At 45.3% G+C, this 19965-nt stretch carries 19 protein-coding genes; 6 read left to right on the top strand and 13 right to left on the bottom strand.

Annotation, left to right across the window (positions count from 1 at the left end):
* Positions 1-108: 108 nt before the first annotated feature.
* Positions 109-558: a hypothetical protein gene (locus ENI34_03280; protein ID HEC78149.1), complete on the top strand. Its 450-nt coding sequence runs from the start codon at positions 109-111 to the stop codon at positions 556-558.
* A gap of 1 nt (position 559) precedes the next feature.
* Here ENI34_03280 and ENI34_03275 read toward each other — a convergent pair whose 3' ends face one another.
* From ENI34_03275 to lolA, 9 genes are all read right to left on the bottom strand, one after another.
* Complete coding sequence (locus ENI34_03275; protein ID HEC78148.1) at positions 560-1513, bottom strand: OmpH family outer membrane protein; 954 nt, start codon at positions 1511-1513, stop codon at positions 560-562.
* Between the two features lie 3 nt (positions 1514-1516).
* A complete protein-coding gene (gene bamA, locus ENI34_03270; GenBank protein HEC78147.1) occupies positions 1517-3727 on the bottom strand; it encodes an outer membrane protein assembly factor BamA in 2211 nt (736 codons plus the stop codon).
* Positions 3712-6111: an ATP-dependent Clp protease ATP-binding subunit gene (locus ENI34_03265; protein HEC78146.1), complete on the bottom strand. Its 2400-nt coding sequence runs from the start codon at positions 6109-6111 to the stop codon at positions 3712-3714. Before ENI34_03265 ends, bamA begins: the two co-directional genes overlap by 16 nt.
* A 140-nt stretch (positions 6112-6251) precedes the next feature.
* Complete coding sequence (locus ENI34_03260) at positions 6252-6941, bottom strand: amino acid racemase (GenBank protein ID HEC78145.1); 690 nt, start codon at positions 6939-6941, stop codon at positions 6252-6254.
* Between the two features lie 6 nt (positions 6942-6947).
* On the bottom strand, positions 6948-8576 hold the full coding sequence (locus tag ENI34_03255; protein ID HEC78144.1) for a tetratricopeptide repeat protein: 1629 nt from the start codon (positions 8574-8576) through the stop codon (positions 6948-6950).
* Positions 8546-9331: a hypothetical protein gene (locus ENI34_03250; GenBank protein ID HEC78143.1), complete on the bottom strand. Its 786-nt coding sequence runs from the start codon at positions 9329-9331 to the stop codon at positions 8546-8548. Before ENI34_03250 ends, ENI34_03255 begins: the two co-directional genes overlap by 31 nt.
* Entirely contained in the window at positions 9328-10617 is a 1290-nt protein-coding gene (gene rimO / locus ENI34_03245; GenBank protein HEC78142.1) for a 30S ribosomal protein S12 methylthiotransferase RimO, read from the bottom strand. Before rimO ends, ENI34_03250 begins: the two co-directional genes overlap by 4 nt.
* 16 nt (positions 10618-10633) lie before the next feature.
* A complete protein-coding gene (locus tag ENI34_03240; GenBank protein ID HEC78141.1) occupies positions 10634-11032 on the bottom strand; it encodes a PaaI family thioesterase in 399 nt (132 codons plus the stop codon).
* Positions 11022-11642: an outer membrane lipoprotein chaperone LolA gene (gene lolA / locus ENI34_03235; GenBank protein ID HEC78140.1), complete on the bottom strand. Its 621-nt coding sequence runs from the start codon at positions 11640-11642 to the stop codon at positions 11022-11024. Before lolA ends, ENI34_03240 begins: the two co-directional genes overlap by 11 nt.
* 77 nt (positions 11643-11719) lie before the next feature.
* Here lolA and ENI34_03230 point away from each other — a divergent pair, with 77 nt between their 5' ends.
* The 5 genes from ENI34_03230 to ENI34_03210 are packed head-to-tail and all read left to right on the top strand — an operon-like array spanning position 11720 to position 16106.
* A complete protein-coding gene (locus ENI34_03230) occupies positions 11720-11953 on the top strand; it encodes a hypothetical protein (GenBank protein ID HEC78139.1) in 234 nt (77 codons plus the stop codon).
* A gap of 29 nt (positions 11954-11982) precedes the next feature.
* Positions 11983-12531: a hypothetical protein gene (locus ENI34_03225; protein ID HEC78138.1), complete on the top strand. Its 549-nt coding sequence runs from the start codon at positions 11983-11985 to the stop codon at positions 12529-12531.
* The gene (locus tag ENI34_03220) at positions 12531-14105 is read left to right on the top strand and encodes a hypothetical protein (GenBank protein ID HEC78137.1); all 1575 of its coding nucleotides are present in this window, start codon (positions 12531-12533) and stop codon (positions 14103-14105) included. Before ENI34_03225 ends, ENI34_03220 begins: the two co-directional genes overlap by 1 nt.
* A complete protein-coding gene (locus ENI34_03215) occupies positions 14102-14527 on the top strand; it encodes a chemotaxis protein CheW (GenBank protein HEC78136.1) in 426 nt (141 codons plus the stop codon). Before ENI34_03220 ends, ENI34_03215 begins: the two co-directional genes overlap by 4 nt.
* A gap of 43 nt (positions 14528-14570) precedes the next feature.
* On the top strand, positions 14571-16106 hold the full coding sequence (locus ENI34_03210) for a T9SS type A sorting domain-containing protein (GenBank protein HEC78135.1): 1536 nt from the start codon (positions 14571-14573) through the stop codon (positions 16104-16106).
* Between the two features lie 2 nt (positions 16107-16108).
* Here the strand turns inward: ENI34_03210 and sppA are convergent, their stop codons facing one another.
* The 4 genes from sppA to ENI34_03190 form a co-directional block, all read right to left on the bottom strand.
* Complete coding sequence (sppA, locus tag ENI34_03205) at positions 16109-18328, bottom strand: signal peptide peptidase SppA (GenBank protein ID HEC78134.1); 2220 nt, start codon at positions 18326-18328, stop codon at positions 16109-16111.
* Positions 18329-18401: 73 nt separating this feature from the next.
* Positions 18402-19253 carry a hypothetical protein gene (locus tag ENI34_03200; protein ID HEC78133.1) on the bottom strand — a complete coding sequence of 284 codons (852 nt, stop codon included), beginning with the start codon at positions 19251-19253 and terminating at the stop codon, positions 18402-18404.
* Positions 19243-19521, bottom strand: a complete 279-nt coding sequence (locus ENI34_03195) for a hypothetical protein (GenBank protein HEC78132.1) — start codon at positions 19519-19521, stop codon at positions 19243-19245. Before ENI34_03195 ends, ENI34_03200 begins: the two co-directional genes overlap by 11 nt.
* A gap of 3 nt (positions 19522-19524) precedes the next feature.
* On the bottom strand, positions 19525-19965 hold a 441-nt coding region (locus ENI34_03190), incomplete at its 5' end, for a S49 family peptidase (GenBank protein ID HEC78131.1).

Here is a 19965-nt window from a genome sequence, read left to right as displayed (position 1 = left end):
GTCTCCTGAACTGGATGAGGCGGTTGAAGAACTTACTGAAGTCGAAAGAGCCGAATTCATCAAGAACTTATATGAAAAATATATGATCGGTACTTAAGAGGAGGAATGATGGGCAGAGCGATTATTTTGTTATGTTTGGGAGTGCTCTCTTTTTCACAACATTTCGACGAAAAAGACCCGAGGGCGGTCATTGAGAAGGTGAGGATTTATCGTCTGACCCAGGAGCTCGATTTATCGACTGAACAGGCGATGAAGTTCTTTCCGAAGTTGAATGAGTTTCAGAAGATAGAGAGGGAGTTCAACAAACAGAGGATGGATATAATTTTCGAACTGAAGGCATTGATTATGAGCAATGCGGATGACCAGAAGATTTCCGAGGTGGTGAATAGATTTGAAGAACTTCAGAAGGAAAAATTCAAAAAACAATTTGCAAAGATGAAAGAGATGTGGGAAATCCTCACTCCTGTTCAGAGGGCGAAATATTTGATATTCGAAGACGAATTCAATCGTGAAATCAGGGAGATGATTAAAAAAGTAAAAAAGCTGCGCGGACCTTAAGTTATTGCTGGATCTTTTCCAGCAACGCCCTCAGGTCATTATTGAGCTCTTCGGACAGCTTTATCTCTTCGGTGATCGTTGTGTTTTTCTTACCTATTTCAGTGTTCTTGTTTACATCCTTCAGCGAAATCGTATAATCGATCTTTGTTGCGAATTTCGTGACTTTCCCGACGACGATATAGTCACATAACAGGCTGCGTGCTATACTGTATGCCTGATTGTCGTCGATGTTCGTACCGTAACCCCTTTTGATGATCTCGGTGCGGACTTCGGTTTTACTGATGATGCGGTATGTCTGAGTGAAGGCGCTGATGATTTTATACAATTCATTCTGACATTTTTCACCCAGATCAGCGTCCGCCGCCTCGGTGTTCTCTTCCCGGAAAGGAAAGATTGCAATGACTTTTTTCAGTTCACCCTCTGGCAGATTCTGTGGTCCGTATTCGAGGTTCAATTCGTTGATCACAAGATCGGTGAGATCGAGTTCACTCTTTGCATAGAATACATCCTGTGAGAGATCAAGAACCATAACGAATCCTTCCTGTTCAGAAATCTTCGCCACGGCGTCGTTTATTTTTCTTACAAGAGGCGCCATCAATTCGTCGTTTTTTTGTTCGATCTTACCGCCCTTACCGAAGACCTCTTCGAGAAAACGGTTGTAGGACCTGGTGAGCGATTCTATGTCATCGAGTTTTCTCAACCGCGCCTCTTCTGAGAGTACCAGCTTCTGGGTTTCCAGTTCTGACTTCAGCTGTTCAATATTCTGTTTCAGAACCGCCGCCGAGTCCCGATACGTTTTGATGAAGTCGTTCAACTCCGTCTTTGCAGCGATCGTCGCTTGATATTCCTTGAAGATACGTTCCGAGTCGACAAAGCCTATCTTAGCCTCTTTACCGAAAAACAGGAGAGGGATGAATAAAATCAAAAAATATTTTCGCACAACACCTCCTTGCATTTTTCAGAACATCCCGAAAGGATTTATCTGGAAGTGGGGTTCAAAACCGGGCCTTTCCCGATCCAGACCATAACCGAGATCGAATCCGAGAACCCCCATCATAGGTATTTCCACACGGATACCGGCGCCTATACCGCGGTATAATTTGTGGAGGTTCATATCTTTGTATGATTCAAAGACATTGCCGGCATCGTAGAACAAGAGAAAGGCGACACTTGGAGAGAGTTTCATCTTGAGCTCTATATTATTGATGAAGATGGCGTCACCACCGACCGTCCTTCCGTCGACCGTGGGGGAGAGGGAACGGTCTGAATATCCCCTTACACCGTCTTCACCCACACCACCGGCATAGAATCTTTTGTACAGAGGTACCTCATCGATACTCGTCACGACACCCGCTTTCAACCTTCCCATAAGAACGAATTTCCAGAAGATGGGGAAATAGGCTCTCGCCTCAAAAGTTATTCGGTTGTAATCTATATTGGCGAACAGAAATTTCTTTGCGATTTCCGTTTTTAAGACCAAATAGGAACCGCTTGAGGGATTAAAGATGAAGTCCCGGGAATCCCTGACAAGGGCGAATGAATTCGCCACGGTCCATTTCGGAATGGTGTCGTCATACAGACTGTAACCGCTGCTGGGCGGTTGATACGATTCTGAAATGTCAAGTATCTGAGTCCGTTCCGTACGCAGGGTATAATTGAATCTTGTGTAATCAAGATAGAAAGGAAAAGAAAGGCGTCCCGCAATACCGATATCCCTCTTTGTGTAATAATCCCAGAATCGGTTCGTATAGTAAAGGTCGGCTCCCGCGCTCGTCCGGGTGTCGAAGAGCCAGGGTTCAGTGAAGCCGATCTGATAATTCGTCAATCTGCCGCCTATCTCGAATTTCGTGTAGAGTCGTTGTCCTCTGCCGAAGAGATTGGGATGGCTCAGCTCGAAGTAACCGGTGAGTTTATCCTGGGCTGAATACGAAACTCCCGCTCCGACCGTCGCAACGCCTTCTTTTTCGGTTACGTGATAGATTAAATCGATATTGCCGCTGTCGTCCGGTGTTCCTGTACTGGGTTCGACGTTCTCGAAAAAGCCGAGGTTGAAGATTTCTCTTGCGCTTCGAATTATATTGGAACGACGGAGTCTGTCGCCGGGGATCGTCACCAGTTCGCGCCGTATTACGTTTTCCCTCGTATTATAGTTGCCCGTGATGATCACCCGATTGATCGTTGCGGGCTGCGATTCTTCAAAGACGTATTTGATGTCGATTATCGTATCACGGACGTTTTCAACGGGGAGGATCTTGAGGTAGATATATCCTTCGTCTGCATACGCCTCGATGAATTTCTGCAGTGTCTCATTGACTTTTTTTATGTTGTAGACTTCACCGCTTTTATATTTAAGCAGTCTTTCGAGCTGCTGGGTGCCGAATACGGAATTACCTTCAAAACCGATGTCTCCGATATAATATTTTTTGTTCTCCTGGATGTTTATTGTAATGATGAATTTGTTGTCCTTGACCTCGATTATCGGTTCCTCAACCTCTACGTCCAGGTACCCGTGCTCTTTATAGAATTCCCTGATCTTCACGATGTCTTCAGCGAGTTTTTCCTCATCGAGTTTGCCCGCCCTGAGAAACGCCTTGGGTTTGTTCTGCATCAATTTTCTTATTTTGTTGTCGGAAAAGGCGCTGTTGCCGTTGATTACAATCGAACCGATCCTCGGTTCACCGCCTTCTTTGATTAAGAAGAAAAGTTCTGCTTTGTTAAGGGAATCTACCGTCATACTGTCTCTTACTTCGGTGTTATAAAAAGAGTTTTCTTTATAGAGCGCGATGATTTTTCTCTTGCAGTCGAAGATCGTTTTATCGGTAATGACCTGCCCGGGTTTCAGGTCGAGTCTTTCCCGTAATTTTTTATCTTTTATTTTCTTGTTGCCGATGAATTTCGGTCGGCTTTTCAAAAAGGGCGCTTCTTCCACCGTGATCTTTATAAAAATTCCGTCGCCGACGATCGAAGTGTCGACCGAAACGAAATTGAACAATTTCAATCGTGCGAGGTTATGAATGATTTCCTGGACGTCCTCGTCGTTGAAATCACCTCCGACCTTCAGACCCGCCGCTTCCAGGATAAGCTGTGGGTCGGTCCACCTGGCATCGACATTGACGTCGGCTATCGTATAATGGAATAGAAAAAAGAGGAGAATCACTTTTGCTTGAATGCTATTTTATCGCCGGACCTAATCAAGCATATACGTTTTCCGTCCTTTATTTTACCCTTCAGGATTTCTTCAGAGAGCGGATCCTCGATTAATCGACGGATCGTTCTTTTGATGGGACGGGCGCCGAATTCCGGGTCAAATCCTTCTTCCACCAATAATTCTTTACTTGTTTCATCGAGTTCCAGGACCATATTTCTTTCCTGCAGTCTCTCTTCCACTTCATTGATGAGTATATCGACGATTTTCTTCATATCTTCTTTGGTGAGCTGTCTGAAGACGATGATCTCGTCGATTCTGTTCAAAAATTCCGGTGAAAAGAGTTTTTTCACCTGCTCCAACAATTTAGTCTTCATCTTTTCGTATGAGAGGTCAGCCGATGCTTTCGTGAAACCGAGACCGTCGCTCCGTTTGATGTCCGCGGTCCCGACATTGGAGGTCATTATAATCACGGTGTTTTTAAAATCGACCTTTCTGCCGTAAGAATCTGTCAGCTGGCCATCCTCGAGGATCTGCAGGAGAATATTAAAGACATCAGGATGGGCTTTTTCGATTTCATCAAAGAGCACGACCGAGTAAGGTTTTCTTTTTACTTTTTCCGTTAATTGACCGCCTTCCTCATATCCCACGTATCCGGGCGGAGCGCCGATAAGCCTGGAGACATTGAACTTTTCCATATATTCGGACATATCAAGATTTATCAATGAATTTGTGTCTCCGAATAAAAATTCAGCGAGGCGCCTTGCAAGTTCTGTTTTGCCCACGCCGGTCGGACCGAGAAAGATGAAAGAACCGATCGGACGCCGCGGGTCTTTAACTCCTGCCCGACTTCTTCTTACTGCTTTGGCGATGGCGCTGATGGCTTCATCCTGCCCAACGATTTTTTTGCGCAGTTCATCTTCCATCCTGAGCAGCCTTTTCGACTCTTTCTCTTCGATCTTCGACACCGGGATACCCGTCCATCTTGATACGACGAAAGCGATATCCTCTTCAAGAACCGTGGGTCGGAGTTTGGTCGTTCCTTTTTTGAGCTCTTTCAACTTCTGGGTGAGCTTTTTCTGTTCATCTCTTAAACGCGCCGCTTCTTCAAATCTCTGTTCCGCTACCATCTTCTCTTTCTGCTCTCTGATTGCATTGAGCTGTTCTTCCAGTTCACGTTCTTCATCGTTCGTGACGATCTTGGAAAGTTTCACTTTCGCGCCTGCCTCGTCGATCACGTCGATCGCTTTGTCGGGCATGAATCGGTCGGTTATGTATCGATCAGATAACCGAGCCGCCGCTTCAAGTGATTCATCAGTATAAGTAACATTGTGGTGGTCTTCATACTTCTTTTTCAACCCCTGAAGAATATTTATTGTTTCTTTGACCGTAGGCGGGTTGACGATGATCGGTTGAAATCTACGTTCAAGGGCGCCGTTCTTTTCTATGTATCTCCGATAGTCCTCAAGGGTGGTGGCGCCGACGCACTGCAGTTCACCCCTTGCAAGAGCGGGTTTCAGCATATTGGATGCGTCGATCGCTCCTTCTGCTGCACCGGCACCGACGATTGTGTGGAGTTCGTCGATGAAGATGATTATGTTTTGATTCTTCTTCACTTCGTTGATGACCGCTTTCAGACGTTCTTCGAACTGACCGCGGTATTTGGTACCGGCGACGATCGACGCCATGTCGAGCGCGACGACCCTCTTGTTCTTCAATGAATCCGGAACATTCTCGGCGACGATATCCTGAGCGAGCCCTTCAACAATGGCGGTTTTACCCACGCCTGCCTCTCCGACAAGTACGGGATTGTTCTTTTTGCGGCGTGACAGGACCTGTATGACCCTTTCGATCTCTTTTTCCCGTCCGATAATCGGATCCAATTTTTCATCGCGGGCGAGTTGGGTAAGGTCGCGCGAAAAGAGGTCTAAAGCCGAACCACGGTGTTTTCCTTTGGTCTTGCCGGTCATGACTCCCTCAGGTCTCAGCAATTGAATAATTTCGTTCTTGACGGTCTCATAGTCCATTCCTACCGAATCAAGGATCTGGGCGCCGAGGCTGCCCTGGGTTTTTATGATGCCGAGGAGCAGATGCTCGGTGCCGACGTATGAATGGCCGAAGTTTTTTGCTTCTTCCATTGCATAGTTCAGGCAGAGCCTTGCTTCATTACTGAGGGGGACGTCTATCTTACCGCCGCTGCCGAAAGTGATCGAGTTTTCAATGCTTTTACGCAGTTCATTCAATTCAAGCCCGAGATTTATCAAAACCATTGCACCGACACCTTCACCTTCTTTGATTAAAGCCAGAAGCAGATGCTCGGTGCCGATAAAATTCTGTTTAAATTTATGCGCCTCGTCACGGGCGAGATGCACGATTTTTCTCAGTCTTTCCGTAAATCTTTCTTGCAATAATCCTCCTTGATTTATCCTATTTTATCCAGAATTGTAATTCTGTCAAGCATTTCGTAGAATTACCCTCGTTAATTAGACAATCCCTCTTTCCTGATAGTAAAGTGTGTAAATCCGATGGTCTGTTCCCGTCGTAGAAATTATTGCTCCGCCGCCTCGACGACGGCTTTTGCCAGGAGGTGATTTACGTCCACAAAAGGAATTGGAAGATCATTCAAATCCATTATCAGGGGGATTTCAGTACAGGCGGCGATTATCACCTCTACACCGCAGGAGATGAGCGTTTCACAGACCTGCAATAATTTCGCTTTGAAAATCCCGGGCTGTTCTCCTTTTTTTATCGCATAGATGATTCTCATCACGGTCTGCTCTTGTGTTTTTGCATCCGGAACAATGATTCTATAGCCCTCGGGCTCAAACCTCTTTTCGAAGAGGTGTGTCCTGAGCGTACCCGTGGTCGCGAGGATACCCACTTTTTTAACCGCTGAAGACTCCTTTATCTTTTTTAAAGTGATTTCAATAATGTCCAGTACCGGTATCTTGATTGAATTCCTGATTTTCGCTATCCAGTAATGGGCCGTGACACAGGGGACGGCGAGGAAATCCGCACCGGCTTTTTCAAGTAAGCGTGCTGAAGTTATGAGCGCTGATTCAGGATTTTCTCCGTTCTCGAGGAGTGCCCTGGAGCGGTCCGGTATTGTGGGATTCATATATATTATGAGTTTGATGTGTTCCTGATCTTTTCCCGCCTTGGTCAAAGAAACGACTTTGTTCAGAAAGTCGATCGTCGCCTGAGGTCCCATTCCTCCGATAATACCGGCGGTCTTCATAAAGGACTATTTGTTGAGTTGCTCGAGCTTTTTCCGGATTTTTTGATTTTGAGGATCCTGTTCCAATGCCCGTTGATATGCCGCCGCCGCATTCGTGGGGTCATTCAGCTTCATATAGATGTCGCCGAGGTGTTCAAAGATTATCGCATCCTCAGCAAGTTGAGCTGCCTTTTTCAACTCTTCCAGTGCGGCTTCATATCTGCCCATTTGATAAAAAACCCAGCCGCGGGAGTCGAGATAATAGGCGTTGTCGCCTTCCAGGACAAGGGCTCTGTTGATCAATTCAAGGGCGTATTCCAGACTGTCGTTCTGTTCGGCAAGGGTATAACCGACATAATTGAGGGCGACGGCGTTGGTCGTATCGATTTCTATTATCTTGTGGAATGTTCTGAATGCTTCGTCTTTTCTGCCGAGCCGCTCGCACAGATTCGCCAGCGCCTCAAGGCTGGAGAGGTCGTCGGGGTTGTACTTCAATGCCTTTTTGTAGTTGTAATAGGCGTCTGTATACCGCCTTTCCATCTCTGATACAACTCCGAGGAGATAGTAGACCTGGATTAAATCTCCACCGCGATGAGCGGCTTCGGTGAAGGCATGGCGCGCGGTTTTGAAATCTTTTATGTCGATCGCGATAAAGCCGAGATATATCCACAATTCAATAAAATCCGGATTCACTTTCAGTGCATCCTCTATTTCTTTTACCGCGGCTTCATAATCACCGTCTTCAAGGTATATCCTTCCTATGTAGAACTTTGAATATGTATCGTCAGGATCAAGGCGGGAAGCAAGGAGAAATTCCTGGAGTGCTTCTTTAAACATCCCCATTTTATATAGTGAAAATCCAAGACTTCTTCGTATATATCCGTTCTTATATTCACGTTCGAGAATCTTTCCGGCGATCTTTATCAGATCGCGGTATTGTTCAGTATCAGAATAGAGTTCAACAAGCCGTTTACCGACGGTGAGAAGCAATGAGTCTTCGATCAGCGACTTTTCATAGTAATAGATAGCCGAATCTTTGACATTCAATAAGTCGTAGCCGGTTCCGAGCCCGACGAGCGCCGTAACATTGGTGGTATCCATAGTGAACGCCCGGCGATAATAAGTGAGTGCGGTTGTATGGTCGTTTTCTTTGCCGGCAAGAGCGCCCAGTCTGACGAATATATCGGAATTTTTCAGGGTGTCCGGCATATTCAAGAGAATCCCGCTCGCCTTCTTGAACTCTCCTGTCGCTTCGTATAATATTGAAAGACTGTTGTAGAGTTCAATGTCTTGCGGTGATTTCTCCAGCAGCCGTTCATAGATGACGACGGCTGATTTCAAATCTCCTTTTCCGATGTAGCCGATGGCAAGGGTGTAGTACAGGTCGTCGTTATCCGGTGCGATCCGAAGTCCTTCCTTACAATATTTTATCCCCTGGTCGAACTCTCTTATTTTGAATAAGGCATTCGCAATGACCGTATAGATCTCCGGTGAGTCGGGTGACAGACGTCTTGCTCTTTCATAATAAACGAGTGCCTCTTCAATCTTGCCGTCCAGCTCCAGCTGGCAACCTATGCTGAACAGTTCATAGCCGGTTTCCGCATTGTAAAAAAGAAGGAAACCCGCTAAAAGCCTACATATATAGCTAACAGCCATAACTTATCCGGTGCCTTTATTGGGTTGTTATTCCATATATTATAAGATAATTCCAGTCCGATGCGGCTTGTGCCGTTTGTGTAGTATGTATGAAACTGGATGAGATGTTCGTGGTAGTATATCGAATCTCCCTTTATGATTTTAAATCTGGGGACTATATTGATCCCCCAATCGGTCTTTTTGAATATTTTAAAGAGTGTTTCAATCGTCACGTCATATTTATAATCGGCTCCGGCATTGATGTCCCAGCCGTGATATTGCCAGTGCGGGTAGAATCCGAGTCCGATACCCCAGAGGAATCTTCGGGCGGTGAACCTGCGGTTGCGTTGATGAAAATCCATATTTGCAAACTGGAGTCGAAAACAGTTGAACACGGGTGTTCCTTCTACTTCATAATCGATGTCGTGAATACAATCGTGTGTGAAGTCGAAAGAGAAGAAGTAGTCTGTCAGTGAATAATCAAATCCGCTTATAATATAATAATGCGCATATCTCGGGTCAAGGGAGACGCCTCCTGTCTGTTTCGCCATATCAAGGTCATCCCGATACTGAAGGTACATTGATAGATTTTTGTGTTGAATTACAGTGCAATAGAGTTGAATCGAGGCATCCATATTATAGCGGATCGTATCGCTGTTCAGATATTTCCCCAGCCATGCCCGGCCGTGGAATTCAAGAGGAAACTCAAGGGAGTGGAGTATTCCCGTAAAGAGTAAAAAGGGGATGACTGATATATAGAAAAATTTCGGTTTCATTTTCTATCTGCCTTTAAATCCACACCTCTTTGTTTAACCGCAACGCCGTGCAGGTCATATTCATCCATGCCGGTGATTTTTATGTCATAAATGCCGCCCAGTTCCAGTTCTGATGATTTGATTACGATGTTGCTGTCGATATCCGGCGCTGACGACCGGCAGTGTCCGATGAAATCTCCGTTGCGTCGGTGGATTATGGTTTTCTGAACAGTTCCGAGCATCTTTCGGTTTCGCGTTGTCATCTTCTCTTTTTGAAGGGCGATTAGTGTTTCAAACCGCTGGTTAATCAATTCATCCGGCACCTGGGGCAGAGCCGCAGCCTTTGTGCCCGGCTCCTTGAAATAAGGAAATACGCCGATCCAGTCAAATTCCACTGCCTTGAGAAAATCGAGGAGTTCTTCAAATTCATCGTTTGTTTCAGTCGGAAAACCGACGATTACGGTCGTTCTTATAGAAATTCCTTTAATATTCATAAGACGGTGGATCACCTCTTCGATGCGGTGTCGTTCAACACCGCGGTTCATAAGACGGAGGATTCGGTCATTGATGTGCTGAATCGGCAGGTCGATATATTTGCAAACCTTGTCATTGGCCATAATCTCGGAAATCATCTCTTCAGAAATGGTCTTCGGGTGAGCGTACATAATCCTTATCCATTCGATGTCACGGATTTCAGTCAGGTTTTTGATGAGCGGTACGAGCATGGGTTTTTTATAGATATCAATACCATAGGCAGTGGTGTCCTGAGCGATGAGTATTATCTCTTTGGCTCCGAGTTTTGTCAGTTCAACCGCCTCAGCCGTCAGACTCTTCATCTCGACGCTTCTGTATTCACCTTTGATAAAAGGAATGGTGCAGTAGCTGCAGTAATTTGAACAGCCGTCCGCGATCTTCAGATAGGCATATCCTTTTGTGGACAGCAGCCTGCTTTCGATATCAGCAGCTTCAGCCTTTATTGTCCGAATAAGCTCTCTGGTCTGTTCAAGGGTGAACCACTTCGTTACCTGAGGATACTTATCTTTCAGTCTTTGTTTAAATCGGTTCACGGCACACCCGAATACATAGAGCCTTTTGCCGGTTTCCTTCACATATTTTGAGAGCGTTTCGATCTCTGCTTCGGTTTCCCGCAGCGCCGGTTCGATAAAACCGCAGGTATTTAGGATTATGATATCGCTGTCGGTTATGGAGGTGGTTATACAGATACCGGATGCTCCGAGGGCGCCGAGTATCTTTTCTGAATCAACGAGTGCCTTGGGACACCCCAAGGAGATTAAGTTCACCCTCATACTGATTAAGATGTAATCATTGAATCTTTATCAATTTGGCGCGGGCAAAGGCGACGGTTTCATTATCTCTGTCTGTTATTTCTGATTCGGCTTCCACTAATCTGTGTTTTATTCTCAACACTCTTCCGGTTGCGAGATATTCTTCAGCTACCTTCATCGCTTTTTTTATCCGTACAGTCAATTCAGCAGTGACACATCGATGGCCCTTTTTAAACGCCGCCCACACCGTCATTTCATCGAGGATCGTCGATATGATTCCGCCGTGGACCATTTCTTTATAACCCTGAGACCATTTGGGCGGTCTTATCACCGCTCTTACACCGTCTGCGGTTTCTTCTATCTGTAATTGAAGCCCGTTGCTGTTTGCAGCGCCGCATGCGAAGCATCTGTCATCCATTAAGAAATCAGTATTCATCTATCTTGGTACCTTCCGGTGGTGCGAAATGAAACAGTTCTTTTGAAAGCTTCTTGTTCATCTCGATTTTTTCAAAATCGAATTTATTCTCCTGCCCAGCGGCATCCGTTACATTGATCCCGGCGATCTCAAATTTATCTTTATGTATCTTTATAACTATGTTGTTGTAGATTTCAGTCTGCTTCTTAGGTGTCAAGGTGATATACACGTAATCGCCTTCTTCACCGGTCAATTCCGCGTTGAATCTTTCTTTGTAGTTTTTCAAAAACATATCTGGATTTATGTGGAAAGGAACTTCGCCGAGACTCTGTCGTATCGCCTTTTTCTTCGACGGTATGTATATCCAGAGAGAGACACTGTCGCCTACATATATCTGTTTCGGATCATCCATTTCCAGACGGAAAAAATTGGGTTTGAGGTAATATATCTTTCCTTCATAACTCATACACATTCCGCTTGATTCATCACAGAGTGTCTGCTGAAATTCCGCATAGAAACTGTTGAGATTTTCATATTTCTCGACTGTTTTGTCGATTATTTTTTCCATATCGATGCCGTACGTCAGAAGGCAGACGGCACACATTGCTATGGGTAATATCTTCATTTTCATTTGACTCCTTTTAACATAATCTTATCCATAAAAGCATAAATGTCAACGCTCTGCGTAGGGCGGAGGGGGAAGGGAGAATGGGAGAGACGGAGAGCGGGAGAAACGGGGAAAGGGAGAAACGGAGAATAAAGGCATTTCGGATTTCGGAATTCGGATTTGGAAAGGAACAGGACGTTGGGAGCGTTAGTAAAGGGAGATTCTTCGCTTCGCTCAGAATGACAAGGGAGAAAGAGGAGAAACGGAGGATGGGGGAAGGGAGCTGTGCTGGAAGAATGACGGGGAGGAGCGGAGTTAGTGCAATACGCTATTGACAAACATTAAAATCTCGAGATAATTAGATATGAAAACCAAGTCAGCGTCACGTAAACCCGTAAGAAAAAAGAGGAAAAAGAGTACGCTGCGCAAGCAAGTTGTTGAAAAGACGGTACCTTTCATAAAAAAACCGCCTTCTGATGAAAGAAGTTTTGCGGTATTCTCCGTCGGTAGAGAGCGGTTCTGTTTTGATCTTGTTCTGGTGCTTGAGACTCTTTATACCTTTAATATCATCGAGGTGTCACATCTTCCAGAACCTTTTGTCGGGGTTATAAAATTGAAGGGGGCAACCGTGCCGGTTGTCGACTTACAGAAGTTGTTGAAAGAAGAAGAGGTTGAAACCGAAATGAAGACCTGTTTGATCGTCAGCACAGGAACTTCGAACACGGGTTTTATTACGGATTCAGACATTGAGATAGTGCCGGCTGAAAAGGGAAGAGTCCATCCCTTGCCGGATTGTTACACCGCAGAGGAAGCGAAATTTTTAGAAGGGATATTCTGGCTCGAAGACAATTTTATAGGTATTTTAAAAGCGAAAGAGATGATAGATTCCCTTTCCGGATTGGAGGAGAAATAATGAAAAGATATAGAATCCAGATTTCAATATTTGGTTTGATATTACAAATACTACTTATGTATTTACTCGCCAGAAGGATAGGGCACTGGCTGGATATCAGTGTTTATTACATCCTTTTTTCTTTTGCTACGCTGCTCTACAGCGGATTCATCGAACGGGATTCAAAACTCAAAAGATATTGTGTACAGTATTTTGCAGGGGTCAGCGTCTCCGCCGTCTTAGCCGCACTCTTCGGCGGTTTGAGCTCTGTAAATTTTTTGTGGATATTCATTTTCGGGATAATCACGGCGGGGCTCGGTGCAGTCTTATTGTATCACTTCATCTATATCATAGTCCCGGAAGGGTATAAAGAGGAAGGATTTGATTTTTTCTTTGAAATCGCCGTTACATTTTTTCTCTGCTCGGTATATCCCGTGTTCTTGTTTATACCCTTGGTGATTGGTAAAGTCGTCCTCTTTGTGTTCGTGATGCTTGCCGTTTCGCTTCTTGTGGGATTGGTTCTGTCATATCCTCTGAAAAAGGCGGTACAGGAAATAAAAGAGGGGCTCGATAAGTGGGAAGAGATGGATAAGCTGCCGTCCGTCAAAACGCCGTTGATAAAAGAACTCGGCGATACCGTCGGTGATTTTTTCGTACGTATAAAAGAGTCCTTTGCGTCTGTAAAGGATATGGGAAGTGAGATAAAAACTTCTTCTGAAGATCTATCTTCGGTCTCAGAACAGATGAACGCTTCGCTCCAGGAGGTCAGCTCGACGATCCAGCAGATATCCAAAGGAGCCCAGGAACAGTCCACAGCCATTACTTCAATCGCCCGTTCCATCGAGGAGTTGAACAATCTGACCGCTTCAATCTCTTCTCAGGTCAAGATGGCGTCGGTCTCTTCGCGGAGAACCACCAGTTCTGCCCAACAGGGTATGGAGTTTTCCAAGAAGGAGGCGGAGATATCAAAAGAGATCGTCAAACAGACGAAATTCATCGAAGATAAGATGTCCGAACTCCGCGACCAGGCTACAGAGATCAAAAAGATACTGGATATAATCAGCAGCATTACAGAGCAGACAGACCTGCTTGCCCTGAACGCCGCGATAGAAGCGGCACGCGTAGGTGAACAGGGCAGAGGTTTCGCTGTCGTCGCGGATGAAATAAGGAATCTGGCGACCGAAACGCAACGTTCGTCTTCAATTGTAGAAAATCTCATCTCCGAAATCAACGGAACCATAGAGGAATTGAGCACCTTGTTGACATCAGAGCGAAAAAAGATGGTGGAGTCCAAGGAACTGGCGATAAAGACCGATGAACAGTTCACCGGAATAGTGAAGGCGGTTGATTTAATCACCGATATGATCACCCGCATCAATGAGGCGGCGGTTAATCAGGCGGGCAATACGAAAGAATTGGTGAAACAGGTTGAACAGATAGCTCAGGTTGCAGCCGGTACAGCCACCGCTACTGAAGGGGTTTCGGCGGCGGTCGAAGAGCAGACCGCGTCGATGCAGGAATTTACATCCACTGCCCAGCTTCTTGCTTCTTTCGCCTTGAAACTCGATGAGTTGCTGAAGAAGATCAAAAAATGAATTACTATCTTGAATTCCTGATAAACAACATAAACTTTGCCGTTCCTATTAAAGAGGTGAAAGAAATCGTCAGACCCAAAAGCGTTCTGCAGGAAAAGAAGATTCCGAGAAATCTTGTTGGATTTTTCCGGTTGCGCGACAGGAAGATTCCTTTATATGATCTACCGAAGATTCTCAAACTCGACACCGAGGATGTATTTGAAGTGATACTCTCGGAGATAAGAGAGACATATATCGGTTTCAAGGTCACCAAGGTGCTGGGTATTATAAAGAGCGAGACCCTTCTGCCGTTTCCCGAGCTCGTCAAGCCGATGGGTTGTTTCGAAGGACTTGTTCAGGTCGACGGCCGGCTTGTCCAGGTCCTTTCTTTGGAAAAAATAATGTCGCCGGTTCGTTTCAAGACGCTTAAAAAATATCTTTAGTTGACTGAATCAGGTTTTGTCATTCAACAAAGAAGGAGGTTACGTGAAGACTTTGGTGGTTTTAGTGTTTATCTTTACCTGTAGTTTTGCACAGAATCTTCTGCAGAATCCGGGGTTTGAGACGTGGACATCGGGTATGCCTGACTACTGGCAAAAAGACGACAGTATCTACATCTTCCAGGAAGATGTAATCGTCCACAGTGGAAATCTCAGTGTAAAAGACAGTTTGATCACCCAGACTCAGACCTCGGCGGATTTCTCTCAGGGATATTTTGCAGTCCAGCCGAATATCCAGTATAACTTCAGTATCTGGATATATGACAACGATCCCGCCGGCAGGGTGCGCCAGGGGATATACTGGTATCCTTCAGGATCCAGCTGGGGAACGGATTACAGTGTTGATTCCACTGAGTGGCAGCAGTTGATCTTCACCGTGACGTCTCCGTCCGACGCCGAATCCGCGCTTGTGGTGATACGTGCCTACGACGTCGCCACACAATGGGACGGTGATGCGATCTTCTATATTGACGATGCAGTCTTTGAAGCTCCTTCGACACAACCGCCGGTGATTATTCGAACCTGGCATACACCGACAAACCCCGACGCCGGCGTACTGATCGACGTTTACGCCTATGTAACTGATGACGGCACCATCACCGCCGACACCCTCTTTTACGGTGTCAACGGTCTGAGCAGTCCCATCGCGATGTCCCACACCTCGGTAACCGGCGACACATTCAAATTTCAGATTCCGGCTCAGAGCCAGGGTGATACAATCTTTTATTATCTGCGTTTCATTGATGACGACGGACTTGATGCGATAAGCGATACGCATACTTTTTTCGTCGGTGAAATCGGAGTGTACATCAATGAGGTTCTCTACGATACTGAAGGCGGTGATTCAGCATGCTACATTGAACTTTATGGAACAGGAGGTTTGAATCTCGACGGTTTCAGCCTGGTCGGTGTAAACGGTTACAACGGAAGTGAATATGTCGACATCGACCTGAGTGGTTGTTCGATCCCTGCCGACGGCTTTTTTGTAATCGGACAGGACTCCACGGTTTCAAACCACGACCTGGTCACCTCTGATGCGGATTTACAGAACGGTCCGGATAATCTTGAATTGAGGTTCAATAGTATCACAATCGATGCCCTCGGTTACGGAACACTCGACGGCTGGGTCTTCACCGGCGAGTGGCTGCCTGCATCGGATGTACCGTACAATCACTGTCTTGGCCGCTATCCCGACGGTTATGACACCGATGACAACTCCGCTGATTTCCATGATTACACGGTCTATACACCGGGAGAACCGAATCCACCGGTAGGAATCAGCGAAGAGAGATCGAATATCTGTCCACCCTGTCGGTTCACAAATCCCCTTTCCGCTTCAATCACCTTTATTTCTTTGGTAAGTGAGCAGAGATTTTATCCGATTACTGTCTACAATATTCTGGGACAACGCGTCAAAAAGGTGTCGGCACCCGGTGCAAGATTGGCTCTTGAGCCCGGTGTCTATTTTCTGAAGCTCAACAAAACAGCAGATGGTTCTATAAAGATAATCGTGATTGAATAGATTTACTTTATTTCAATCTCGGGCATAATATAAAGACACCGGCTTATCATATTGGCGCTGAGGGTGAATGAAAAACCCGTATCTCCTGGATGATATACCAGCAGTTCGACGTCTCCCGTGATGTGGGCATATTCTTTGGCGGCGTTCAATGCTTCCAAAAACCCGCCTGTTTCGTCGATAAGTCCGAGTTCTTCGGCGTATTTACCGGAATAGACTCTGCCCTGGCCCAGGCTGTCTACTTTTGACTGACGCATGTTGCGACCTTCTGCGACCCGTCTGGTGAATTTATCATACCACCATTCGACATTTTTTTTCGCCTGTGCGGCTTCTTCTTCAGTAAGATGGCGCAGTCCCCAGTTTTTATCACTGTGTTTACCCCTTTTGATGTAATCCCAGGATATCCCCAGTTTATCGTAAAGGCCTTTTGTCACGAAGTTGACACCGAGTACTCCGATTGACCCGGTGATGGTTCGGTCGTCGGCGAAGATCTTATCGGCGAGGCAGGCGATGTAATAACCACCTGAACCGGCGACGTCTCCCATTGAAACGATCACGGGCTTTTCTTTAGCACATTGTTTCAGCGCATACGCAATCTGTTCAGAGGCAAAGGCGTCTCCGCCGCCGGAATTGATTCTGAAGACGACCGCCTTGATGCTTTTATCGTCTTTTATCTGTTTGAAGATTTCAGCATATCTCTTACCGCCGATCAATGTCGATTGAAACAGACCGGGTTTGCCTTCACCAGCAACAATACTGCCTTCCGCGATCACAACGGCGATCTTATCTTTTCTCTTTTCCCAGGGTGATCGGACGACCTTTTCATTTACAACCTCTTCGAAATCAACCAGCGCCATTTTACCGTATTTATCATTGATATAGTCCTTCAGCTCAAATTCATAAAGCACTGTATCGACCAGTCCGTATTCATCTGCTTGGTCACTGTTGAAAAAGGCGATTTCATTGATCAATTTTTCGACCTCTGCTTCAGTCTTTTTTCTTGCGGCGGCGATATGGGTGATGATCGGATAATAGAAATCATCCAGGATCTTTTCAAGTTGTTCCCTGTCGGCGTCTGACATTTGTTCGCGGGAAAAAATTTCCGCAGCTGATTTGTATTTACCCACATGTGTGATATCGGCTTCAATACCGAGTTTCTGCAGGGTGTTTTTTAAATAGAATTTACGTATTCCAAGACCGGGAATTGAGATATCACCGAGCGGTGAAAGGATGATTTCATCGCCGCTGCAGGCAAGATCGTATACTAAAGTACCATTGTAATTGTCACTGAAAAATATGATTTTTTTTCCTCTTTTCTTTAATTTATTAAAGCAGCCTTTCAATTCTTCGAACTGCGCCGCACCCAGAGAAAGTCCTCTTGTTTTGACAAGCACTACTTTTATCTCATCCTTTTTTCCGATTTTTTCAAATTCCAGCAGTAGTTTTGTGAATCCCTGTTTTGTGCTGATCGGAATCCCGAGGAGCGTCTTTTTTTGCAGTTCCGGATATTCATCTTCTAAGCTGAGTTCGGTCACTATATTCTTCTGCGGTATGAAAGTTTTGTATGACTGTGCTGAGAAGAGAATCCCCCCACTGATTTTCTTGTCAGGATGTGAATACGAACCGGCTATTTTTGTTTTGCCAAAAGACAACTCCAGCCCGGTTTTCCAGTTAAAGTCCTGATCGGCGTAAAAGTGGAGTTTCACACCGTCTATCGGTTGAAGTAAACAACCGTAGAAATAATTGAAGATGGTATCCAGGGCTTCGAATTCAACATCTCCGCTCAGAGTGACATATTCCTTGAAAGGCCTTATACTGATCCCGCCGAGCATGTGTTCATCGCCGCCGAGTGCGGTTTTAAAACCAAGACTCAGCTTCTCACTGACGTGTCCTATCAGACCGACGATGTGTTTGGAGTCTTCACCGAATTGAAATGCATATCCCATTGAAAATGCGCCGGGCAGTTTATAACCGAGACCCGCTTCATAATAGTTCAGGCTATCGATTTTTTTCCATCCGAATCCGACATTTCCCAGTGCTGACGCTGACATCAATGCGTCCGGCGCATCAGGGTTGTATTCATAATTAATGACTATCTCGGCACCGCGTTGAAAACCCAGACCTGCTGGATTTGAGAAGACGCTTATCGACCTCATCGGCAAAGAAGTGAAGTTTGCTTCATAAAAAGGATTTACACATAACGTAAAAAGTAATAAAAACGACATTATACCTCCTTTTTTTAGTATAACCACGATCACAGATAAATCAAGACCGTCTCTGCAAAGATATAGAAATCCTTTACTCTTTTAAAGAGAATAATTTTTTCGCTTCTTTCCATGCTTTAGTGGGGACATAATTAAAAGGGTTGTGAAAGAACTTCGCCGCAGTGTAGAGTAAAGGTTTTGACTCTTGATACTGATTCATCGGATTGATAAGGATACCGTCCACCCGCTTTACGATCTCCGATTCACGGTAGCGATAAGGAAACCTCAAAATGGTTCCCGGAATATAATCGTTTGCAAAGATGTTGTCCCAGATCAACGGCGGCCGTCCGATTATTTCTGTAATTCTGTTGATATCTTTCGCGGTTATCCGTTTTGCTACGACTTTTTTACCGGTCCAGAATATATGAATTCGGGGATGAAGTTTTCTGGCGATGGTTGAAATATACTCGGTTTTTTTGAAACCCCGATACTGGGTGGGGCAGAAGAATAATTGTGGTTCGGAGATCTTTGATTCAAGAAAGTTAAGCAGTTCATTTGCGGTTTCTATCTGTCGCTCGGCGGTCTCTTCAGTCAATGAGACTTCAATGTCGTCATAGAAAAGACTGAAATCGGTGATACCGCAATCGAGCATGGAACTTATCTTTCTGATTATTTTGCCGGTATCGGGTCTTGTCAGCGGTGAAAGCGCGTAGTTGAATCTCACTGAATGTTTTTTGCAGAGTTTGTTCAGTTCTTTGAATTCCCTGCGGAGCGATCGGGGATAGAGTCTGTCATATTTTTTTCTGTGGAAAGGATCGGCTTTCGGACCGTAAACATAAGTGTTCAATCCGATCTCCGCCGAAAAAATTATGAGGTCCCGACGTTCTTCAAAAGAATAGGGCCTTCGATAAAAACCTTCGACTACACCGAAGAATTTACTCTTCAATCTTCAACTCTGTGAGCAATTCGACCCACAACTCGGGATTGTTGTTCAGCCTGGAGATTTCTTCTTCTAAATTCAGTTCATATTTCTGTTGTAATACCTTGATGGAATCTTCAAGACACCGGGCATCCTTTACTCTTTTTCTTAATTCCCGCTCGGCTTTCAGGTAGTCTGCGAGCTCGGGATTGTAGGGCGGTTTTGAACAGCCGGTTATAAAAAGAAGAACGATGGTAGTTGCAGCGAGTGATTTGAAAATTCCTGATAGAGACATAATTCAACGCCAGAGAAATTTCAATTTCGGAATAAGACTCTTCTCAACCGGTTTGGTGAAGAAGTCTATTAAACTCAATCTCTTCCGCGGATAGACGAGAAGGGGTTTTTCTATTCCTACAAGATCACCGGCGATCTTAACCGCGTCTTCAAAAGAACCGAGTGTGTCGACAAAACCGAGTTCTTTAGCCTGCCTTCCAGTAATTACCCTTCCGTCGGCAAATTTAAGGACACTGTCCTCGGGAAGATTGCGTTCTTCCACTGTCGCCTGGATGAATTGATCGTAGACATCCATTACGAGCTCGTGCAGCAGTCTTTTTTCATCATCTCCCATCTTTCTGAAAGGTGAACCGATGTCTTTATGCTCCCGTGATTTTATTACTTCAAAATCAATGCCCAGTTTTTTGAGCAACTCCTCGAATATCGGGAATTCCATAATGACACC

The organism is candidate division WOR-3 bacterium, from assembly GCA_011052815.1.
Taxonomy (GTDB): Bacteria; Hydrothermota; Tepidihabitantia; order SM23-42; family SM23-42; genus DRIG01.
Note: the sequence above shows the minus strand (reverse complement) of the source record. Positions and strands in the feature narration are given on the sequence as shown.

Bases quoted from the DNA above. Each gene is read 5' to 3' on its own strand.
- ENI34_03195 (HEC78132.1), bottom strand. From the start codon at position 19,521: ATGTCTCTATCAGGAATTTTCAAATCACTCGCTGCAACTACCATCGTT.
- ENI34_03255 (HEC78144.1), bottom strand. From the start codon at position 8,576: ATGGCTGTTAGCTATATATGTAGGCTTTTAGCGGGTTTCCTTCTTTTT.
- ENI34_03225 (HEC78138.1), top strand. From the start codon at position 11,983: ATGAAAACCAAGTCAGCGTCACGTAAACCCGTAAGAAAAAAGAGGAAA.
- ENI34_03215 (HEC78136.1), top strand. From the start codon at position 14,102: ATGAATTACTATCTTGAATTCCTGATAAACAACATAAACTTTGCCGTT.
- sppA (HEC78134.1), bottom strand. From the start codon at position 18,328: ATGTCGTTTTTATTACTTTTTACGTTATGTGTAAATCCTTTTTATGAA.
- rimO (HEC78142.1), bottom strand. From the start codon at position 10,617: ATGAGGGTGAACTTAATCTCCTTGGGGTGTCCCAAGGCACTCGTTGAT.
- lolA (HEC78140.1), bottom strand. From the start codon at position 11,642: ATGAAAATGAAGATATTACCCATAGCAATGTGTGCCGTCTGCCTTCTG.
- ENI34_03250 (HEC78143.1), bottom strand. From the start codon at position 9,331: ATGAAACCGAAATTTTTCTATATATCAGTCATCCCCTTTTTACTCTTT.
- ENI34_03230 (HEC78139.1), top strand. From the start codon at position 11,720: ATGGGAGAGACGGAGAGCGGGAGAAACGGGGAAAGGGAGAAACGGAGA.
- ENI34_03220 (HEC78137.1), top strand. From the start codon at position 12,531: ATGAAAAGATATAGAATCCAGATTTCAATATTTGGTTTGATATTACAA.
- ENI34_03240 (HEC78141.1), bottom strand. From the start codon at position 11,032: ATGAATACTGATTTCTTAATGGATGACAGATGCTTCGCATGCGGCGCT.
- ENI34_03280 (HEC78149.1), top strand. From the start codon at position 109: ATGGGCAGAGCGATTATTTTGTTATGTTTGGGAGTGCTCTCTTTTTCA.
- ENI34_03275 (HEC78148.1), bottom strand. From the start codon at position 1,513: ATGCAAGGAGGTGTTGTGCGAAAATATTTTTTGATTTTATTCATCCCT.
- ENI34_03260 (HEC78145.1), bottom strand. From the start codon at position 6,941: ATGAAGACCGCCGGTATTATCGGAGGAATGGGACCTCAGGCGACGATC.